Source organism: Acidovorax sp., from assembly GCF_046341535.1.
In the GTDB taxonomy this organism is placed as follows: domain Bacteria; phylum Pseudomonadota; class Gammaproteobacteria; order Burkholderiales; family Burkholderiaceae_C; genus Acidovorax.
In genome coordinates this window covers 1-18328 of sequence record NZ_JBKDRI010000146.1, presented here as the reverse complement: position 1 = coordinate 18328, position 18328 = coordinate 1, and the positions used below count along the sequence as shown (strand labels likewise).

The window sequence follows — 18328 nt, the reverse complement described above, 5'->3', positions numbered from 1 at the left end:
GCAGCTTGTGCAGCGCATCGACCACTTCGTCGCCGCGCACAACACAAACTGCCAGCCCTTCACATGGACTGCCACCGCCGATTCGATCCTTGAAAAGCTGCATCGACTTTGCTCACGTATTTGCGGGACAGCACACTAGGGAACCTCTGCATAACTCCCTGCGGTTTGCGCGGGCGAGGGCTCGGGCAGTCCACGGCGTTGCTTTTCTTGCAAATAGCCAGGCTATTGGCCGCAAAAAGCGCCTTTTGGCCTATCCCATCCGCACCAGCGCATCCTCGCGAGGGTTATGCAGAGCTTCCCTCGGTGAACTTGGCCAGTGCTGCCTCGTCGGCAGCGCCAAGACGCCCCGCCAGTCGCGCGGCCTCGATCAAATCAGGGCGATGCCGGGCCGTGATGGCAAGCTGCTGGTCGCGGCGCCAGCGCTCGATCTGTGCATGGTGGCCTGACATCAACTCGGCTGGCACACCAATGCCCGCCCACTCCTCGGGGCGCGTGTAGTGCGGGCAGTCCAGCAATCCGTCCAGCGCAGGGTTGAAGCTGTCGCGTTGGTGGCTGCCCTCGTCGTTGAGCACGCCAGGCTGCAGCCGCGCCACGGCGTCGAGCAGCGCCATCGCGGGGATTTCGCCGCCGGACAACACAAAGTCGCCCAGGCTTAGCTGGACATTCACGTGCTGGTCGATGAAACGCTGATCGATGCCCTCGTACCGCCCACACAACAGCACTGCGCCCGCACTGACCGACCAGCGCTCGACCACGCCATGGTTCAGCTGTTGACCGATGGGCGAGAAAAGCACGACAGGGGCCGGTGATTCGACCGGCTCGGCGCGGGCAGTGCGGATCGCCTGCAGGCAAAGGGCAAGCGGCTCGGCCATCATCACCATGCCCGGGCCACCGCCAAAGGGGCGGTCGTCCACCCGGCGATAGTTGCCCTGCGCATGGTCTCGCGGGTTCCACAGGTGCACATCGACCTGGCCGCTCGCATAGGCGCGTCGCGTCACGCCGCTGGCAAGAAACGGCCCAAACAACTCCGGGAACAGCGTGATGACATCAAAGCGCATGGTTCGCGGCCAGGTGGGGTCAACGATGCGCAGCTCAGTAGTCGGGCTGCCAGTCGACCGTGATGCGGCGCGCGGGCCGGTCCACCTTGTCAACGAAGGCGGACACAAAGGGAATCATGCGCTCCTTAGGCTTGCCCCCCTCTTCGTACCCCAGCACCAAAACGGTCTGCGGCCCGGTGGACATCAGCTCACGGACTTCGCCCAGGGCGACGCCCTCCCGGTTGACCACGGCCAGACCGATCAGATCGACCCAGTAATACTCGTCCTCGGTCGTCGCCGGAAAACTGGAACGCGGAATAAAAATGCGGGCTCCGCGCAGCGCTTCGGCCGCGCTGCGGTCGTCGATGCCTTCAGCCCAGGCTACCACGGTATCCGAATGGTCTTTGACCTGGCGGATCGGCAGAAGAACCGTGCCAGCAAATGCCCGAGGCCCACGCTCGGAGGGCTGCAAAAACCAGGTTTTCGCAGAAAACATGGCCTGTGGGCTGCTGCTGTGCGAGAGCACCTTGAACCAGCCCTTGATGCCCCAGGCATCGGCAACCCGCCCCACCTCGACAGCATCGGCGGGCAGCTCAGCGGGCGCAAGCGACAGGGTGGTGGTCATGGCAAAAATCGGCTTCGCAAACAGCAAAGGGGCGGGGCTCGCCAGACCAGCCGACGAACCCCGCCCCTTGCGAAGCGCTTCAGGCGGCCTTTTGGGCGGCTTGCTTGATCAGGCGGTCAACGGTGGGCGACGACTGCGCACCAACGCTTTGCCAGTAGGTAAGACGGTCCTGGGCAACGCGCAGGCCTTCTTCGGATTCTTTGGCGATGGGGTTGTAAAACCCAATGCGCTCGATGAAGCGGCCATCGCGACGCACGCGCTTGTCAGCCACGACGATATTGAAAAAAGGACGGCCTTTGGAGCCGCCGCGGGAGAGTCGAATGACGACCATGATTTATCCTTCGGGTGGTGAACTCCAGCAAAGATTGCCCAGAGCCACGGTGTTCGCAACCATTATTCGCAACGCTTGAGACACGCGACATGGCCACCCGGCCAGCGACACGCTGCAAAACCCGCAATTATATCCATTTCTCTTTTGATGCCTACCATCCGCGCCAGCACCGAGCAAGACATCCCCGCCATCACCGCCATTTACCGCCACCACGTACTGCACGGCACTGGCACCTTCGAGATCGATCCTCCGACCGAAGCGGACATGCAGGGCCGTCGTGCTGACGTGCTGTCCAAGGGCCTGCCATGGCTCGTGGCAGAAGAGAACGGCAAGGTACTGGGCTTCGCCTATGCCAACTGGTTCAAGCCCCGGCCTGCTTACCGTTTTTCTGCCGAGGATTCGATCTACATTGCAGAGCAAGCGCGGGGCATGGGCCTGGGACGCGCGCTGATGGCTGAGCTGATCCAGCGGGCAGAGGCCACGGGCGTGCGCAAACTGCTGGCGGTGATCGGCGACTCGGCCAACCTGGGCTCGGTCGGGCTGCACACGGCCCTGGGGTTTACCCACGTCGGGGTGATGCGTTCGGTGGGCTGGAAGTTCGGCGCATGGCGCGACATCGTCCTGATGGAGAAAGTCCTGGGAGAAGGCGACACAACAGCGCCTGAATGACAATCGGTGCCATGAAAAACAAAACTGTTGCCGCCTGGCTTGCTTTCCTGGGGGGACCGCTGGGTCTGCACCGTTTCTATTTGCACGGCGCTGGCGACATGCTTGGCTGGTTGCTCCCCATCCCCACGGCGCTGGGTGTCTACGGAATCCAGCGCGTGCAGCAATGGGGCCAGGACGACCACTTCAGCTGGATGCTGATTCCTCTTCTGGGCTTCACCATTGCTGGCTGTGCTTTGCGCGGCATTTTGTATGCCCTGATGACCCCACAACAGTGGAATGCCCGCTACAACCCCAGCGCAGCGCCCGACGCGCGGCCTGGGCACACCCACTGGATCACCATTGGGGCCATTGTGGCGTCGCTCATGATCGGCACCGCAGTGCTGATGGCCAGCATTGCCTTCAGCTTCCAGCGGTACTTCGAATACCAGATCGAAGAGGCGCGCAAGATTTCCCAGTGAACCACCGGCCTGCGCCAGGCCCGATCGCCACCAAACAAGGGGCGCTCACGTCAAACCATAGTCTTTTGACCCACCTGCGCACGCCAATCAACGTTTTGTAGCTATTTTTTTAATAGCAAATGGGGTGAAGGGCTTGCGTTGATGTCAGAAGACGGTGAGGTTGATCCAGTACGCCACGGCCGCGACAAATGCACTGGCAGGGATCGTCAAAATCCAGGCCCACACGAAGCCGTGGAGCTGGCCACTCTGCAATGGGTGCACTGGTTCAACCACATCCGATTGCTGGAGCCCATTGGGTACATCCCACCGGCCGAGGCTGAGGCACACTATTGGCGGCAGCTCGATCAAAAAACCGTGTCTGCCATTTCAACTTAAGGATGTCCTGCATAACCCTCGCGAGTCGGTGATAGTGCGGATCGGGTGGGGCCGCAAGGCGTCTTTTGGCAGCCAATAGCCGGGCTATTGGCAAGAAAAGCAACGCAGCGGACCGCCCGAGGCCGCGCTGTCACATACCGCAGGGAGTTATGCAGGACATCCTTAAACCAAACAGCCTCCACGAAACCCCGGGGCGATTCAAAAGCTACAAAAATAGTAGCGATCAGTAAGCTAACTGTCCCTGGCCCTACGCTCCAGAAAGCCAAAAAAAGGCACTGCCATTCGACAGTGCCTTGTGCGTAACGCCGCGCTCCTGCCCAACGCGGGCGGGGCTGGCTTAGCGTGGGTATTGCTTATTCGCCCAGGTAGGCGGCGCGAACCTTCGGGTCGTTGAGCAGCTCGGTGCCCGGGCCAGTCATGGTGATCAGGCCCGACTCCATCACGTAGCCACGATCTGCAATGGCCAGCGCACGGCTGGCGTTTTGCTCAACAAGCAGCACCGTGACGCCCAGGGCGTACACATCGCGCACCACTTCAAAAATCTTGTCCACCATGATGGGCGACAGACCCATCGAAGGCTCGTCCAGCAGCAGCACCTTGGGCTGGCTCATCAGCGCGCGGCCCATGGCCAACATTTGCTGTTCACCGCCCGACATGGTGCCGGCCAACTGGTCCTTGCGTTCGCGCAGGCGCGGGAAAATGGTGAACATTTTTTCAATGTCAGCCAGGATGCCCGCCTTGTCGCGACGCGTGTAGGCACCCATTTGCAGGTTCTCGGTGATGGTCATGCGCGCAAACACGCCGCGGCCTTCCGGCACCATGACCAGGCCTTGCTTGACGAGATCCCAAGCGCCCTTGCCCTTGATGCTCTGGCCCAGGTACAGGATGTCGCCATCGTTCATGCCCAGCGTGCCGGTAATGGCCTTCATGGTGGTGGTCTTGCCGGCACCGTTGGAGCCGATCAGCGACACCAGCTCGCCTTCGCGCACTTCAAAATCAACGCCCTTGACGGCCTGGATACCGCCGTAGGCCACCTTCAGGCCCTTGACCTGCAATAAAACTTTGTTGGATTTTTCGGCCATTTTTGTCCTTCAGTGCCCACCGGTGCCCAGATAGGCCTCAATCACTTTTTCGTTCTTCTGCACGGTGGCAGGCGTGCCTTCTGCGATCTGCTTACCGTAGTCGAGCACCGTCACACGGTCGCACAGGCCCATCACCAGCTTCACGTCGTGCTCGATGAGCAAAATGGTGCGGTTGTCCTTGCGGATGCGGTCGATCAGCTCGCGCAGCAGCACCTTTTCGGTGGCGTTCATGCCCGCTGCAGGCTCGTCCAGAGCAATGAGTTGAGGGTCCGTGGCCAGTGCACGGGCAATTTCCAGGCGGCGCTGGTCGCCGTAACTCAGGGTGCGCGCCTTGTAGTCAGCAAACTTGCCGATGCCGACATAGTCGAGCAGCTCCTGAGCTCGCTTGGCAATCGCAGCCTCTTCTTCCTTGAAGCCCTTGGTGCGCAGCACCGCGCCCAGCAGGCCCGACCTGGTGCGAATGTGGCGGCCCACCATCACGTTCTCCAGGGCGGTCATGTCGGCAAACAACCGGATGTTCTGGAACGTGCGGGCGATCCCCGCCTTGGCCACTTCATGCACGGCCGTGGGTTCGTAGGGCTTGCCAGCCAGCTCGAATTTGCCGCTGTCAGGCGTGTAAAGGCCGGTGATCACATTGAAAAAAGTGGTCTTGCCAGCGCCATTGGGGCCAATCAAGCCATAGACCTGGCCACGCTCAATGGTGATACCTACATCAGACAGGGCCTGCAGGCCCCCAAAGCGCTTGGAAATGCCCGATACCCGCAGCACCACGTTGGGCGGATTTTGGATGTTCTCTGCCATGTTCTAACTTTCTGCGGTGTTCAGGTCTTTTGCGACAGGCTCTTGCCGTGCTCCGGCGATGGCCACAGGCCGCGGGGGCGCATCAGCATGACGACAATCATGGCCAGCGCAATCAGCAGCTGGCGCAGGATGGCCGAGTCCAGGCGGCCGTCCGTCATGGCCTGCAGCGGGCCGGCCACGTATCGCAGAACTTCAGGCAGGGCCGACAGCAGCACCGCACCCAGAATCACGCCGGGGATGTGGCCGATACCGCCCAGCACCACCATGGCAACGATCATCACCGACTCCATCAGACTGAAAGACTCGGGCGAGACGAAGCCCTGGAACGCGCCAAACATGGCACCGGAGATGCCGCCAAACGAAGCGCCCATGCCAAACGCCAGCAGCTTCATGTTGCGGGTGTTGATGCCCATGGCCTTGGCGGCGATTTCATCCTCACGGATGGCCATCCAGGCGCGGCCGATGCGCGAATCCTGCAGGCGGTAGCAGACGATGACCGACACCACCACCAGCGCCAGGAAGAGGTAGTAGTACAGCGTGACCGAGCTGATGTCGAAGCCGAACACCTCCAGGCGCTTGCCCAGGTCCAGGCCAAAGATCTTGACCGAGTCGATCTGGCCCAGACCCTTGGGGCCATTGGTCAGGTTGACGGGGTGGTCCAGATTGTTCAGGAAGATGCGGATGATTTCGCCAAAGCCCAGCGTCACGATGGCCAGATAGTCACCGCGCAGCTTGAGCGTGGGCGCCCCCAGCAGCGCCCCGAAAAACGCCGCCAGCAGCGCCGCTAACGGTATGACCAGCCACAGCGACGTGTGCAGCCCGTTGGGAAACATGGCCGCAAACGCGGCAAAGTTATCCGCCAGGTGCGGCGAGGCCATCAAGGCGAAGAGATACGCACCCACGGCATAAAACGCCACGTAGCCCAGGTCAAGCAGACCTGCATAGCCCACCACAATGTTCAGGCCCAGCGCCAGAAGCACATACAGCAGAGCCAGGTCGGCAATGCGCACCCAGGCATTGCCAAAGGATTGCAGGATCAGCGGCAGCACCAGCAGCGCGATGGCGCCAATGATCCAATTGGTTTTTGTGTTCTTCATGATGCGCAGTCCTTCAGGCACGGTCGGCCACACGCTCACCCAGCAGGCCCGAGGGGCGCAGCGTCAGGATGATGATGAGCACGATGAACGCAAAGATGTCGGTGTAGTGGCTGCCCAGCAGACCGCCCGTGAGCGTGCCGATGTAGCCCGATCCGATGGCTTCGATGAGACCCAGCAAAATGCCGCCCACCACCGCACCGGCCAGGTTACCGATGCCGCCAAACACCGCCGCCGTGAAGGCCTTCAGGCCGGGCAGGAACCCCATCGTGTGCTGGGCGGTACCGTAGTTGGATGCGTACATGATCCCGGCCACGGCGGCCAGGATGGCACCAATGATGAAAGTGGCCGAAATCACCATGTCGGGCTTGACGCCCATCAGCGATGACACGCGGGGGTTCTCGGCCGTGGCGCGCATGGCGCGGCCCAGGTTGGTGTGGTTCACCAGGTACACCAGCGAGGCCAGTGCGACCGCCGTCACGCCCAGGATCAGGATCTGTGTGGGAGTAATGTAGGCACCGCCCACTTCAAACGGCGTGCTCGGCAGCATCGTGGGATAGGGCTTGTAGTTGGGCTTCCAGATGATCATCGCCAGCGTCTGCAGCAGGATCGACATGCCGATGGCGGTGATCAGCGGCGCCAGGCGCGGGCTGTTGCGCAATGGGCGATAGGCCACCTTCTCGATCACAAAGTTCAAAGCAGCGGCCACCACACAGGCAATGATGGTGGCCAGCAGCAGGATGATCCAGCCCGGCGTGCCGGGCATGGCTGCCTGCATCATCCCTATGCAGCTCCAGCTGGTCAGCGCACCGATCATCAGCACTTCACCGTGGGCGAAGTTGATCAGTTGAATAATGCCGTACACCATGGTGTAGCCCAAGGCTATCAAAGCGTACATGCTGCCCAGTACCAGACCGTTAATGATCTGTTGCAGCAAAATTTCCATAAGAGTAGTCCTTCGTTTGTGACGTGCCCACCGCTACGGCACCAAAATCGGTACAGCCTTGTGGGCCCGACTGCCATCCAGCAAAAAACCCGCCAGAAAAACAGCTGAGCGGGTTTGCGTTAGAAATTGTAGCTAGTGCACCCAGGTGGCCCATGGCGGTCCGGGCGGGGTTTTCCCTCGGGTTTTGGCAGCATCAGCGCACAACTCAATTCATAAGCTCAGGTGATGCAGGCAAGATCATGAATGCGCCAGCTTATTGCTGTTTTTGGCCCGCCAATCGTCGTCATGCGGAGTCCTTGGGATCACGGTGGCCGCCCGTTGCCGTGCTGCGCTGGCCAGACGTTGATGCCGCCTCGGCCTGCGCGCTGCGCTGCTGCAGCTCCCGCAGTTTCTGAGCAATCTTGATCTCCATGCCACGCTCAACAGGTTGGTAGAAACCGGGCGCTGGCATTCCCTCAGGCAGGTAGTTTTCGCCTGCGGCGAAACCATCTTCCTCGTCGTGCGCATAACGGTAGCCCTTGCCGTAGTCCAGGTCTTTCATCAGGCGGGTGGGTGCATTGCGCAGGTGCATGGGCACCGGTCGGGTGCCGTCTTGCTTCACCCAGGCGCGGGCCGCGTTGTAGGCCCTGTACACGGCGTTGGACTTGGGGGCTACCGCCAGGTAGACCACACATTCGGCCAGCGCCAGCTCGCCCTCGGGGCTGCCCAGACGTTCGTAAACCTCTGCGGCATCCAGCGCCAGGCGCAGCGCGCGCGGGTCAGCCAGGCCGATGTCCTCGCTGGCCATGCGCACCATGCGCCGCGCCAGGTAGCGGGGGTCGGCCCCGCCATCGAGCATGCGCACCAGCCAGTACAGGGCGGCATCGGGGTCCGAGCCACGCACGGACTTGTGCAGCGCGCTGATGGTGTCGTAGAACTGCTCGCCCCCCTTGTCATAGCGACGCATGCGCTCGCCCAGCACCTTGAGCAGCCACGCATCCGTGATCTCGGCCAGCTTCTCCTGGGCAGCGGCCATGGCCAGTGTCTCCAAGGTATTGAGCAGGCGGCGCGCATCGCCATCGGCATACGCCACCAGACGGTCAATTGCTACGTTTTCGATAGCAGGTAGCGCTTTATCCGCCTGCGCAAGTGCCACAATTTTCTTCAAATCCTGCTCGGACAGCGGTTGCAGCACATACACCGCCGCCCGCGACAGCAACGCGGCATTCACCTCAAACGACGGGTTCTCGGTGGTGGCGCCGATGAAGGTGAAAAGCCCCGACTCGACATGCGGCAAAAAGGCGTCCTGCTGGCTCTTGTTAAAGCGGTGCACCTCATCGACAAACACGATGGTGCGCGACTGCACCAGCCCGTGGCGCGCAGCCTGCGCCCGCTCGACTGCATCCCGGATGTCCTTGACCCCGCCCAGCACCGCGCTGATGCTGATGAATTGCGCGTCAAACGCATCAGCCATCAAGCGTGCAATGGTGGTCTTGCCCACGCCCGGCGGCCCCCACAAGATGCAACTGTGCGGCCGGCCCGACTCGAACGCCAGACGCAAAGGCATGCCCGGCCCCAGCACATGCTGCTGGCCGATGACCTCGCCCAGACTGCGCGGCCGCAGGCACTCAGCCAACGGCTGGTGGAAGGGCAAGGGACCGTGCGTCACAGCGCGTCCAGCGGGCTCTGCACAACGCGCCCGGCCTTGCTCAAGATAGGGGCATCAATCATGGAGGTGCACAACGCGTAACGCTTGCCATCGAACAAAAAAGCGTTGCTCCCAATCCGCATACGCCTGCGCGGTGCGACCGGTGTAACGCAGCACCCGGATACGCTGGCAAAGCAAACCCCGCAACCGAGGTGGCTGCTGCCGCATGGGAAGCAAGTGGTTTCGTGGCGTCGCCCATCGTGGAAATTTTAGGCGGTCTCGATGGATGGGGGTCATGGGTGAGACTGGCCAGCGTTGCGTCGCTTATTTGACATCGGCTACATCGGGTCGCTAGCATGAGACGATCCAAATCTAAGAGCCACGGTCCACCGGTCTCGCCAGGCTCGTTACCAACATGCCCATGTACACCTCACCAGAAGTCGTCGTGCAACGACAGCTGGATGCATACAACTCCAAAGACCTTGACGGCTGGCTCAGCACTTACGCTCCGGACGCTCGGCAGTACGAACTTGGCGGCAAGTTGCTTGCTGAAGGCCACGAACAGATCAAAGCGAGGACGGCACCGCGATTCTTGGAATCCACCCTTCATGCGCGGCTTATTCGACGAGAAGTCATGGGCAATGTCGTCGTCGATTACGAGGACGTCTCTCGAACCTTTCCGGAAGGACCAGGTCGAATCGAGCTCGTCTGCGTCTACGTGGTCGAACAGGGTCAGATTCAAAGTGCCTCGTTTGCATTCGGGCCGCCGGTGCTGACTGGCGCATTAGGCGGCAAAAACGTTATGTGCCAGATCGATGCCAACGGATACGATTGCCATGGGACTTCACCTTGCACAGGATGAGTGATTGGATGAGAAATCGCACCTCCCATCGTGGCACCTCGATGCCGTACCCCGCAACTGCGCAGATCACTCGGGACGGGGAAGTCCCTTTCATTCGTTAAATCTGTCCATGGTGTTCCTTGCGATTTCCGAAGATGGCCTTGCAGAGGCGCTGCGATCGGCGGGTCCAGTCGACGGCGCTGTTTGGTGCGGGTCCAACGCAATTTCAGAGGACGACTATCGTGCGCGAGCTGATGGCAATCTCAGTCGGTTTGTCTATTCCATCGACGGTTCAGATGCGGCCGCAATTGCTGACGCATTGCAGACGATCAAAGAGCATCATCCGGGCCAGAGGATCTGGGTAGAGACGCTTCATGAGATTTGATTTGGACATCGACATGGACGCACGAGTGCGACCGCTCTTTTTGAACGCACCTTCCAATGTGCGACGGTCATTTCTACGTTAGCCCACATCAAATGAGCGCGCCGCAACTTACCAGCCGCCAATACGCCTATGTCCACATTTGCGGGCCTGGCACACACGAAACCATTTCAGAAGCACTAGGGTTGCAGCCGCATGAGGCCTGGAATATCGGTGACATCAATCCTCGCAATGGAAAGTCCCGAAAGAACATGTTCTGGGCTTTCCGCAGCGGCCTAGACGACACGCACCCCATCGAAGAGCACATTCAGTCTCTCTTCCTTACATTTCATTCGAAGTCAGAGCGCTTAAGGTCGCTTTGGCTTGAATACGACCTTACCCTTCAATGCGTCGGCCACTTTCCACCCAGTCACGGCCCTGGCATACACTTCAACCGCGAGGCAGTGCGTCAGGCTGCTCAACTTGGCATGGCCATTGACTGTGACCTTTACTTTGTTGACGACGAAGACCATGTGGGCTAGCCATCTCTTCGAGTGGACGGCTTGCAAGCTGCGCCAGCAGGCTCCCCCCCTTCGGGCTTCGGCTGACCCTCAAGCTGAGCGTTGAACCGCAGATGCAGTTGTCCGCTCAAGAACTGAATGCCGAGTTCCTCGCCGACCTTGGCGTGGAGGCTAGGCGCCTCCTGTACGCGGGCGACATTGAGTCCCTGGCTTCCCGCTTCGGGTACGCCCTTGCATTCGGGCGGCCGCCCGCCGAAGCGATTCGCGCTGAACTCCTGACATGCTTCGACGAAATGGGGAACAGTCGGCTCGTTGCAACCGGCTGGGGGGCGCCGCGCGTTAGCTACTTCAAGCCGAACGACACAGGTCTTTTCGCTCTTGTGGAGTGCTTCCTTCCCGCTGAAAATGGCACGATCATTCGCGTGGAGGTGATCATCACGAGCGACGGCAAAGAGTCCTACGCGACGTTGGAGCAAGTCAGTGCTGCGGTCTGACAGAACGGACGACTCGGACACGTTGCGGCAGGGGGCCGCAACTGCGCGGATCACTCGGGACGGGGAAGTCCCTTTCTTCGTCAGGCGGCAGCTAGCCGACAGTCACACACCATCGAAATGAACTGGCCTTTCGCAATCGCAGGCTCAATAGCCTGCATCGTCGCGGTGGTGCATTCGGTCTTGGGTGAGCGCTGGGTCTTTCGCCGCATGCGCCACGACGGAGCCATCCCCACGAACGGGGGTAATGTTCTCCGTGAGCCGCACGTCCGTATCCTATGGGCAAGCTGGCACATCGTGTCGGTGCTGGGGTTAGCGCTGGCTGCGTGCCTCTTCTACCTTGCCGCTGCCGTCGCGTCCGAGCCTGCCGCTAAGTTCTTCGGGTCGGCGGTGGCAATCAGCATGCTGATTAGCTCTGTGCTTGTATTTGTTGGCACAAGTGCGAAGCATGTGGGTTGGTTAGGCCTGTTGCTTGTGGCTCTCTTCAGCGCTTGGGGCGTGCTCAAGTAGCTGTCGCAAGTGCCGCGGGTGCCGCCTATGGGACGACAAAATCTACAACAACACGGTGTGCGAGCGAGACTGATACGACCTCACTTGCCGGGCTAGTGAATCGCCCACTGCAGCCGAAGAACTGATCCGCTTGAAGGAGCTAACCATGAATGTCCGACTTCGCCTAATCCTGTTGACCTTCATGCTGCCCTTGCTGCACGGATGCGGTGGCGGGGGCAGCAGTGTGGCGCCAACCCCTGCCCCGGCCCCACCCCCCGCACCAGCCCCGGCGTTGGTGCCTGCGGATACTTCATACAAAAACTTCAAGAGTGTCGGTCTGACGCCTCAGACTCTACCTGCGGGCCGGGCGGGCGTAGGATCCGTGCGGGCCTACGGCGACTTCTCTCGTTCTGGGCGGCTCGATCTTTTCACCGCCACGTTGACATACTGGCCACCGACCACACCCGCCGCTGCAACGCCAAGCGTCTTCGAGTTTTGGCGCAAACAAGCCAACGGGTCTTTTGTGAAAGACGCCCAGATGTTGGTGTCTTCGAATGGATGCATTCACCCCAGAAAAGCCATCGTTGCCGACTTCAATGGGGATGGTCGCCCAGACATCTTTGTCGCCTGCCATGGCTTCGACGCACCTCCCTTTCCTGGCGAGCGAAACAAGATCATTCTCAGCCAAGCGAACGGCACTTACGTCACCCAGGACGCCTCGTCGGATATCGGGTTTTTCCATTCTGCCTCGGCCGCCGACCTGAATGGAGACGGGAAGATTGATGTGGTGGTCACCAACAATTTCGACCCGTCTTCTGCCTTTGCACTGATCAACCAGGGCGCGGGCACGTTTCAACGGGAAGCGCTTGCTCGCCTGCCTTCGTCCATTGGAGGAAAGCCGTATTTCTCGGTTGAACTCGTTGACATCAACGAAGACGGGAAGGTCGACCTCATCCTGGGCGGTCACGAATGGGACGGGGCAGCAACCGTTGCCTTTTTAAATCCAGGCTCTTCGGACTTTACGTCCGCCACTCCGATCACGCTCCCCGCGGTTGCCAACGAGGGGGTGGTGTTGGACTTTGCCGTCACCGGAACGGGTTCAACTCGCGCCCTCTGGCTGCTTAGAACCTCCGGAGGGGACGGTACGTTTTACCAAAGCAGAACGTTCCAGAAGGTGCAATGGCCCAGCCTGACCTCGACCATTGCGCTGCGCGAAAGACCAGCCCAATGGTTTCAGTGGATCCTGCCGACGACCGTCAATGGGCAAAGCGTGATTGCACCGGAGGATGCTTCGGTGAATGTCTCGATTCCGCAGTGAGGAACGGATTCCGTGTCAACGGGCATCCCGCCCGCCACTTTCAGATCGACGTTATTGCCTGACCACATCCGCCCTAGCAGGTGGCTTGAACACAAAGGTGCTGACCGGCAGCACCGCATTGGCCTGCATGCCCGTAAAACGGATGAGCGAGCGCTGGCCGAAGCTGTCCAGGATATCCAGGGCCGCCAACTGCTCGCCCGCAAATCCTACGCGCACGCTCTTGAGCTGGCCATCTTTGCCTTTTGGGGTGGCTTGCACCCACTGCAGCCCATCCTGATCCGGGGCTGCTTCGAGCGCGAACTCTGTCTTGAGCACCGACATGTCGGGGGCGGATGCCAGTAGCGCGGCCGGCGTGCTGCCCAGCACCTGGGCCTGAGAGCGCTGGGTGACCTGGTTGAGGTCCACGTCGTACAACCACAGCGTCTGCCCGTCGGCCACGATGGTCTGCTCGAAAGGTTTCTTGTAGACGAACTTGAAGCGCCCGGGCCGCTGAAACTCGAAGCTGCCGGTTGACGTTTTGCTGCGGGCGGCCTGCCCGTCCTTGCCAGGCGAGGTGACTGTCTGCGTAAAGTCTGCGCGCCCGGTTTGGGTGCCTTTCATGAAAGATTCAAGGCTTTTCATGCCATCTGCGCTTGCTGCGCATGCCGTGGCAGCTATCAAAATTGTAGTAGCGATGTTTTTCAACGGAAACTCCTGTGGTGGCGCGGACCAGCCATGCGGTCCAGTCCGTCAGTCACCGCGGTGAGGTACCAGCACTTCTCGCTGGCCGCTGGCGGTGAGGGCGCTGACCAGACCGGCCTTTTCCATGTCTTCCAGCAGGCGTGCTGACCGGTTGTAGCCAATGCGCAGCTTGCGCTGCACGTACGAGATGCTGGCCTTGCGGTCTTTGAGCACCACTTCGACGGCCTGGTCGTACATGGGGTCCTTCTCCCCTCCTTCGCCAGCGCCGTCTCCGATCAGATCGCTATCGCCGTCTGCGGTTCCGCCTTCCAGCACACCTTCGACGTAGTCCGGTTCCCCTTGCTGCTTGAGGTAACTGACGACACGGTGTACTTCATCATCCGATACGAAAGCGCCATGCACACGGATCGGCAGACCCGTGCCGCTGGCCATATAAAGCATGTCCCCCATGCCCAGCAGGGCTTCGGCGCCCATCTGATCAAGGATGGTGCGGCTGTCAATCTTGGAGCCCACCGAGAACGCAATGCGCGTGGGGATGTTGGCTTTGATCAAGCCGGTGATCACGTCCACACTGGGGCGCTGGGTGGCCAAAATCAGATGGATGCCCGCCGCCCGCGCCTTCTGCGCGAGGCGCGCGATCAGTTCTTCGATCTTCTTGCCCACCACCATCATCAGGTCGGCAAGCTCGTCGATGATCACCACGATGTGCGGCAGGCGCTGCAAAGGCTCAGGCTCTTCGGGCGTGAGGCTGAAGGGGTTAGCGATGAACTGCTCGAGCGCTTTGGCCTCGTCGATCTTGGCGTTGTAGCCTGCCAGGTTGCGCACGCCCAGCTTGCTCATGAGCTTGTAGCGCCGCTCCATCTCAGCCACGCACCAGTTCAGGCCGTGGGCGGCCTGCTTCATGTCGGTGACCACTGGGGCAAGCAAATGCGGAATGCCTTCGTACACCGACATTTCCAGCATCTTGGGGTCGATCATCAAGAGGCGCACATCGCGCGCTTCGGCCTTGTAGAGCAGCGAGAGGATCATGGCGTTGATCCCCACCGACTTGCCCGAGCCCGTAGTGCCAGCCACCAGCACATGCGGCATCTTGGCCAGGTCGGCCACCACGGGGTTGCCGACGATATCCTTGCCCAGCCCCATGGTGAGCATGCTCTTGGCGTCTGCATACACCTGCGAGCCCAGGATTTCGGACAGGCGGATGCTCTGGCGCTTGGCATTGGGCAGCTCCAGCGCCATGTAGTTCTTGCCCGGTATGGTCTCGACCACGCGGATGGACACCAGGCTGAGCGAGCGCGCCAGGTCTTTGGCGAGACCCACGATCTGCGAACCCTTGACGCCCGTGGCGGGCTCGATCTCGTAGCGCGTAATCACCGGGCCGGGCATGGCGGCCACCACGCGCACCTCCACGCCAAAGTCCTTGAGCTTTTTCTCGATCAGGCGGCTGGTCATTTCCAGCGTCTCGGGGGCCACGGTTTCCTGGCGCTGCAGTGCGCCGTCCAGCAGGTCCACCAAAGGCAGCCTGCTGTCGGGCATGTCGGTGAACAGTGGTTTTTGGCGCTCTTTCACCACGCGGGTGCTCTGCGGTACATCGGCCAGTGCGGGTTCGATGATCTGCACCGGCTCGGGGTGGTGTTCTTCAATCTCGGAGCGCTCTTCCAGCAGCACCACCTCGCGTTCGCGGGCCGCCTTGCGACCCACTGCCACATCCTTGGCCACCTCGCGTCGGGCCAGGCGCGACTGCACCAGTGCATCGATGCGGCCACCCAGCAGTTCTGCGACCTGCCCCCAAGAGAAGCGAAACACCAGGGCCGCACCCAGCACGGCCAGCACCAGGGCCAAAAGGCCCGAACCGGTAAAGCCCAGCCATTTCACGCTCGCAGGGCCCGTGACATAGCCAAGCACACCGCCCGCGTGGCCGGGCAGGAGGGGCTCGAAACGGTACAGGCGCGACCACTCCAGTGCGGTGCTGGCACACATCAGCGCTGCCAACCCCAGCCAGAACAGCACGCGCCGCTGAAGGGGATGCAACGCGCCAGGTGGCATCTCGCCACCCCGCATCCAACGCGCCAGGGAGGACAGCCACGCGCAAACTGCCGCGGCCACGCACCACCAAACCGAAAACCCGAACGCAAAATAGCTGGCATCGGCCAGCCAGGCCCCAAAGCGGCCTGCCCAGTTTGACACCGTTTGCGCGCCGCTGGCGCCCGATGTGGACCACGCTGCGTCCTGCGCCGAATAGCTGGCCAGCGAGAGCAGCCAGAAAACGAGGGCAAGGATTCCAACGATCAGAGCGATTTCATGGCCGAACCGGGCGACCGCCGTGCGCGGCGGCGGTTTGTCCGACTCCGATGCGTTCAGGGTATTGAGGGAATAGGTCATAGGCGATCGCAGCGAGCTTACCGCAAGCCATCGGGTCAAGGGAGCCACGCGGGGATGCAATCCGCAGCAAAGGCGGCACGGTCCGCGCGCCATCGCAAGGGAGTCGATCGCTTCTTACAATCAGCAGGATTGAAAACGGGGCCGTTAAGGAAGCCCTGCATAAGCCTCGCGAGGATGCGCTGGTGCGGATCGGGATAGGCCACAAGGCGCTTTTTGCAGCCAATAGCCTGGCTATTGGCAAGAAAAGCAACGCCGTGGACTGCCCGAGCCTGCGCCCGCGCAGACCGCAGGGAGTTATGCAGAGGTTCCTTAATGCAGGCTGCGGCCGGTTGATACTCGACCGCTCGACCCCAGTTTTCCCAACGGCGCCCCGATGGCGGGCGCACAACACAGGCGATTCACATGTCCACCACCCAACACGCGAAAGTTCTGATTCTCGGCTCTGGCCCTGCGGGCTACACCGCGGCAGTCTACGCCGCCCGCGCCAATCTCAACCCCGTACTGATCACCGGCATGGCGCAGGGCGGCCAGCTGATGACCACGACCGAAGTGGACAACTGGCCCGCCGACGTGCACGGCGTGCAGGGCCCGGAGCTGATGCAGCGGTTTCTGGAACATGCAGAGCGCTTTAAGACCCAGGTGGTGTTCGATCACATCAACAAAGTGGATTTCAGCAAGCGCCCCTTCACCCTGACTGGCGACAGCGGCACCTACACCTGCGATGCGCTCATCCTGGCTACCGGCGCATCGGCCAAGTACCTGGGCCTGCCCTCGGAGCAAGCCTTCATGGGCAGGGGGGTGTCTGGCTGCGCCACCTGCGACGGCTTTTTCTACCGCGAGCAGGATGTGTGCGTGATCGGGGGCGGCAACACCGCGGTCGAAGAAGCGCTGTACCTGTCCAACATCGCCCGCAAGGTCACGCTGGTGCACCGCCGCGACAAGTTCAAGGCAGAGCCGATCCTGGTCGACAAGCTCCACGACAAGGTTGCGGCCGGCAAGATCGAGCTCAAGCTCTTTCACACGCTGGACGAAGTGCTGGGTGACAACTCCGGCGTGACCGGCATTCGCATCAAGAGCACCAAAGACGGCAGCACGCAGGACATCGCGCTGCAGGGATGCTTTATCGCCATTGGCCATGCGCCCAACACTGAAATCTTCCAGGGCCAGCTGGCGATGGAAAACGGCTACATCATCACGCAGGGTGGTCTCAAGGGCTTTGCCACGCAAACCAGCGTGCCGGGCGTGTTTGCCGCCGGTGACGTGCAAGACCATGTGTACCGCCAGGCGATTACCAGTGCGGGCACGGGCTGCATGGCGGCATTGGACGCCCAGCGCTTTTTGGAGCAGGACGCCTGAGGCTTCACGCCCTGGACAAGCTGGCAAGCCTCAAGCTATAATTTGCGGCTTTGCTGATTGCACCGTGGTCTGCTTTGGGCGGATGCGGCTCAGCAATTGGGTTACCGCCACCCTTTCTGGCGAGGTGAGGCCGCTCGCGAGCCCTGTGCAGTACGCCAGGGGCGCCCGCAAATGGCCGTTGATGAATGATCGGAGTGTCCTCATGGCACGCGTCTGCGACGTAACGGGCAAGAAGCCCATGGTCGGAAATAACGTTTCCCACGCCAACAACAAAACCAAGCGCCGGTTCCTGCCGAACCTGCAATACCGCCGTTTCTGGGTCGAAAGCGAGAACCGCTGGGTGCGCCTGCGTGTTTCGAGCGCCGCCCTGCGTTTGATCGACAAGAACGGTATCGACTCGGTGCTCGCAGACCTGCGCGCACGTGGTCAGGCTTAAGGAGAAGCACCATGGCAAGCAAAGGCGGACGCGACAAGATCAAGCTGGAATCCACTGCGGGTACCGGCCACTTCTACACGACGACGAAAAACAAGAAGACCATGCCCGAAAAGATGCTGATCATGAAATTTGATCCCAAGGCTCGCAAGCATGTGGAATACAAGGAAATGAAGCTGAAGTAATTCGGCCCGTTCTTCGCGAAAAAGCCGCCCGGCAGCCATGCCCGGCGGCTTTTTCCATGGCGCTGGCGAAACATCAGCTGTTCAGGAAGCTCTGCATAACCCTCGCGAGGATGCGCTGGTGCGGATTGGGATAGGCCACAAGGCGCTTTTTGCAGCCAATAGCCTGGCTATTGGCAAGAAAAGCAACACCGTGGACTGCCCGAGCCCGCGCCAGCGCAGACCGCA

At 61.1% G+C, this 18328-nt stretch carries 21 protein-coding genes and 2 pseudogenes; 13 read left to right on the top strand and 10 right to left on the bottom strand.

Features of this window, described 5'->3' with window-relative positions; translation table 11 throughout:
- Window positions 1-139: pseudogene (locus tag ACK543_RS10820) on the top strand (IS630 family transposase); the annotation flags it as partial.
- Window positions 140-284: 145 nt separating this feature from the next.
- Here ACK543_RS10820 and trmD read toward each other — a convergent pair.
- The 3 genes from trmD to rpsP form a co-directional block, all read right to left on the bottom strand.
- Window positions 285-1058 carry a tRNA (guanosine(37)-N1)-methyltransferase TrmD gene (trmD, locus tag ACK543_RS10815; protein ID WP_409942857.1) on the bottom strand — a complete coding sequence of 258 codons (774 nt, stop codon included), beginning with the start codon at window positions 1056-1058 and terminating at the stop codon, window positions 285-287.
- Between the two features lie 34 nt (window positions 1059-1092).
- Window positions 1093-1662, bottom strand: coding sequence for a ribosome maturation factor RimM (gene rimM / locus ACK543_RS10810; RefSeq protein ID WP_409942856.1), 570 nt, complete (start codon window positions 1660-1662; stop codon window positions 1093-1095).
- 79 nt (window positions 1663-1741) lie between these two features.
- The gene (rpsP, locus tag ACK543_RS10805) at window positions 1742-1993 is read right to left on the bottom strand and encodes a 30S ribosomal protein S16 (RefSeq protein ID WP_409942855.1); all 252 of its coding nucleotides are present in this window, start codon (window positions 1991-1993) and stop codon (window positions 1742-1744) included.
- 147 nt (window positions 1994-2140) lie between these two features.
- Between rpsP and ACK543_RS10800 the strand changes: the two genes are divergently transcribed.
- The 3 genes and pseudogenes from ACK543_RS10800 to ACK543_RS10790 form a co-directional block, all read left to right on the top strand.
- A complete protein-coding gene (locus ACK543_RS10800; protein WP_409942854.1) occupies window positions 2141-2662 on the top strand; it encodes an N-acetyltransferase family protein in 522 nt (173 codons plus the stop codon).
- 11 nt (window positions 2663-2673) lie between these two features.
- Complete coding sequence (locus ACK543_RS10795) at window positions 2674-3120, top strand: NINE protein (protein ID WP_409942853.1); 447 nt, start codon at window positions 2674-2676, stop codon at window positions 3118-3120.
- Window positions 3121-3345: 225 nt separating this feature from the next.
- Window positions 3346-3495, top strand: a pseudogene (locus ACK543_RS10790) (IS3 family transposase); the annotation flags it as partial.
- A 353-nt stretch (window positions 3496-3848) separates the two neighbouring features.
- Here the strand turns inward: ACK543_RS10790 and ACK543_RS10785 are convergent.
- From ACK543_RS10785 to ACK543_RS10765, 5 genes are all read right to left on the bottom strand, one after another.
- Window positions 3849-4577, bottom strand: coding sequence for an ABC transporter ATP-binding protein (locus ACK543_RS10785; protein WP_409942852.1), 729 nt, complete (start codon window positions 4575-4577; stop codon window positions 3849-3851).
- A 9-nt stretch (window positions 4578-4586) separates the two neighbouring features.
- Entirely contained in the window at window positions 4587-5378 is a 792-nt protein-coding gene (locus ACK543_RS10780) for an ABC transporter ATP-binding protein (RefSeq protein ID WP_409942851.1), read from the bottom strand.
- A 20-nt stretch (window positions 5379-5398) separates the two neighbouring features.
- Window positions 5399-6475, bottom strand: coding sequence for an ABC transporter permease subunit (locus ACK543_RS10775; RefSeq protein WP_409942850.1), 1077 nt, complete (start codon window positions 6473-6475; stop codon window positions 5399-5401).
- Window positions 6476-6488: 13 nt separating this feature from the next.
- The gene (locus ACK543_RS10770) at window positions 6489-7418 is read right to left on the bottom strand and encodes a branched-chain amino acid ABC transporter permease (RefSeq protein WP_409942849.1); all 930 of its coding nucleotides are present in this window, start codon (window positions 7416-7418) and stop codon (window positions 6489-6491) included.
- 283 nt (window positions 7419-7701) lie between these two features.
- Window positions 7702-9066, bottom strand: a complete 1365-nt coding sequence (locus ACK543_RS10765; RefSeq protein WP_409942848.1) for a replication-associated recombination protein A — start codon at window positions 9064-9066, stop codon at window positions 7702-7704.
- 400 nt (window positions 9067-9466) lie between these two features.
- On the opposite strand from ACK543_RS10765, the gene ACK543_RS10760 reads away from it, so the two are divergent.
- The 6 genes from ACK543_RS10760 (at window position 9467) to ACK543_RS10735 (ending at window position 13066) form a co-directional block, all read left to right on the top strand.
- Window positions 9467-9907, top strand: coding sequence for a nuclear transport factor 2 family protein (locus ACK543_RS10760; RefSeq protein WP_409942847.1), 441 nt, complete (start codon window positions 9467-9469; stop codon window positions 9905-9907).
- A 109-nt stretch (window positions 9908-10016) separates the two neighbouring features.
- Entirely contained in the window at window positions 10017-10271 is a 255-nt protein-coding gene (locus tag ACK543_RS10755) for a hypothetical protein (protein WP_409942846.1), read from the top strand.
- A gap of 56 nt (window positions 10272-10327) precedes the next feature.
- Window positions 10328-10789, top strand: a complete 462-nt coding sequence (locus ACK543_RS10750; protein ID WP_409942845.1) for a DUF4279 domain-containing protein — start codon at window positions 10328-10330, stop codon at window positions 10787-10789.
- Between the two features lie 92 nt (window positions 10790-10881).
- Entirely contained in the window at window positions 10882-11262 is a 381-nt protein-coding gene (locus ACK543_RS10745) for a hypothetical protein (RefSeq protein ID WP_409942844.1), read from the top strand.
- A gap of 117 nt (window positions 11263-11379) precedes the next feature.
- Window positions 11380-11769, top strand: coding sequence for a hypothetical protein (locus ACK543_RS10740; protein WP_409942843.1), 390 nt, complete (start codon window positions 11380-11382; stop codon window positions 11767-11769).
- Between the two features lie 145 nt (window positions 11770-11914).
- A complete protein-coding gene (locus ACK543_RS10735; RefSeq protein ID WP_409942842.1) occupies window positions 11915-13066 on the top strand; it encodes an FG-GAP repeat domain-containing protein in 1152 nt (383 codons plus the stop codon).
- 51 nt (window positions 13067-13117) lie between these two features.
- On the opposite strand, the gene lolA is transcribed toward ACK543_RS10735, so the two are convergent.
- Together lolA and ACK543_RS10725 are read right to left on the bottom strand one after the other, a co-directional pair.
- Window positions 13118-13750 (bottom strand): outer membrane lipoprotein chaperone LolA, encoded by a 633-nt coding sequence (gene lolA / locus ACK543_RS10730; RefSeq protein ID WP_409942841.1) that lies wholly within the window; start codon window positions 13748-13750, stop codon window positions 13118-13120.
- A gap of 45 nt (window positions 13751-13795) precedes the next feature.
- Window positions 13796-16129, bottom strand: coding sequence for a DNA translocase FtsK (locus ACK543_RS10725; protein WP_409942840.1), 2334 nt, complete (start codon window positions 16127-16129; stop codon window positions 13796-13798).
- Window positions 16130-16531: 402 nt separating this feature from the next.
- Between ACK543_RS10725 and trxB the strand changes: the two genes are divergently transcribed.
- The 3 genes from trxB to rpmG all read left to right on the top strand — a co-directional run bounded on the left by trxB (window position 16532) and on the right by rpmG (window position 18103).
- Complete coding sequence (trxB, locus tag ACK543_RS10720) at window positions 16532-17485, top strand: thioredoxin-disulfide reductase (RefSeq protein ID WP_409942839.1); 954 nt, start codon at window positions 16532-16534, stop codon at window positions 17483-17485.
- Between the two features lie 202 nt (window positions 17486-17687).
- Window positions 17688-17921: a 50S ribosomal protein L28 gene (rpmB, locus tag ACK543_RS10715; protein ID WP_005797187.1), complete on the top strand. Its 234-nt coding sequence runs from the start codon at window positions 17688-17690 to the stop codon at window positions 17919-17921.
- Between the two features lie 11 nt (window positions 17922-17932).
- Window positions 17933-18103: a 50S ribosomal protein L33 gene (gene rpmG / locus ACK543_RS10710; RefSeq protein ID WP_008904999.1), complete on the top strand. Its 171-nt coding sequence runs from the start codon at window positions 17933-17935 to the stop codon at window positions 18101-18103.
- Window positions 18104-18328: the final 225 nt, after the last annotated feature.

Bases quoted from the DNA above. Each gene is read 5' to 3' on its own strand.
- ACK543_RS10755 (WP_409942846.1), top strand. From the start codon at position 10,017: ATGGTGTTCCTTGCGATTTCCGAAGATGGCCTTGCAGAGGCGCTGCGA.
- ACK543_RS10725 (WP_409942840.1), bottom strand. From the start codon at position 16,129: ATGACCTATTCCCTCAATACCCTGAACGCATCGGAGTCGGACAAACCG.
- rimM (WP_409942856.1), bottom strand. From the start codon at position 1,662: ATGACCACCACCCTGTCGCTTGCGCCCGCTGAGCTGCCCGCCGATGCT.
- rpmB (WP_005797187.1), top strand. From the start codon at position 17,688: ATGGCACGCGTCTGCGACGTAACGGGCAAGAAGCCCATGGTCGGAAAT.
- ACK543_RS10760 (WP_409942847.1), top strand. From the start codon at position 9,467: ATGTACACCTCACCAGAAGTCGTCGTGCAACGACAGCTGGATGCATAC.
- ACK543_RS10785 (WP_409942852.1), bottom strand. From the start codon at position 4,577: ATGGCCGAAAAATCCAACAAAGTTTTATTGCAGGTCAAGGGCCTGAAG.
- rpsP (WP_409942855.1), bottom strand. From the start codon at position 1,993: ATGGTCGTCATTCGACTCTCCCGCGGCGGCTCCAAAGGCCGTCCTTTT.
- ACK543_RS10735 (WP_409942842.1), top strand. From the start codon at position 11,915: ATGAATGTCCGACTTCGCCTAATCCTGTTGACCTTCATGCTGCCCTTG.
- ACK543_RS10780 (WP_409942851.1), bottom strand. From the start codon at position 5,378: ATGGCAGAGAACATCCAAAATCCGCCCAACGTGGTGCTGCGGGTATCG.
- ACK543_RS10740 (WP_409942843.1), top strand. From the start codon at position 11,380: ATGAACTGGCCTTTCGCAATCGCAGGCTCAATAGCCTGCATCGTCGCG.
- trmD (WP_409942857.1), bottom strand. From the start codon at position 1,058: ATGCGCTTTGATGTCATCACGCTGTTCCCGGAGTTGTTTGGGCCGTTT.
- ACK543_RS10745 (WP_409942844.1), top strand. From the start codon at position 10,882: ATGCAGTTGTCCGCTCAAGAACTGAATGCCGAGTTCCTCGCCGACCTT.
- ACK543_RS10800 (WP_409942854.1), top strand. From the start codon at position 2,141: ATGCCTACCATCCGCGCCAGCACCGAGCAAGACATCCCCGCCATCACC.
- ACK543_RS10750 (WP_409942845.1), top strand. From the start codon at position 10,328: ATGTGCGACGGTCATTTCTACGTTAGCCCACATCAAATGAGCGCGCCG.
- rpmG (WP_008904999.1), top strand. From the start codon at position 17,933: ATGGCAAGCAAAGGCGGACGCGACAAGATCAAGCTGGAATCCACTGCG.
- trxB (WP_409942839.1), top strand. From the start codon at position 16,532: ATGTCCACCACCCAACACGCGAAAGTTCTGATTCTCGGCTCTGGCCCT.
- ACK543_RS10775 (WP_409942850.1), bottom strand. From the start codon at position 6,475: ATGAAGAACACAAAAACCAATTGGATCATTGGCGCCATCGCGCTGCTG.
- ACK543_RS10795 (WP_409942853.1), top strand. From the start codon at position 2,674: ATGAAAAACAAAACTGTTGCCGCCTGGCTTGCTTTCCTGGGGGGACCG.
- ACK543_RS10770 (WP_409942849.1), bottom strand. From the start codon at position 7,418: ATGGAAATTTTGCTGCAACAGATCATTAACGGTCTGGTACTGGGCAGC.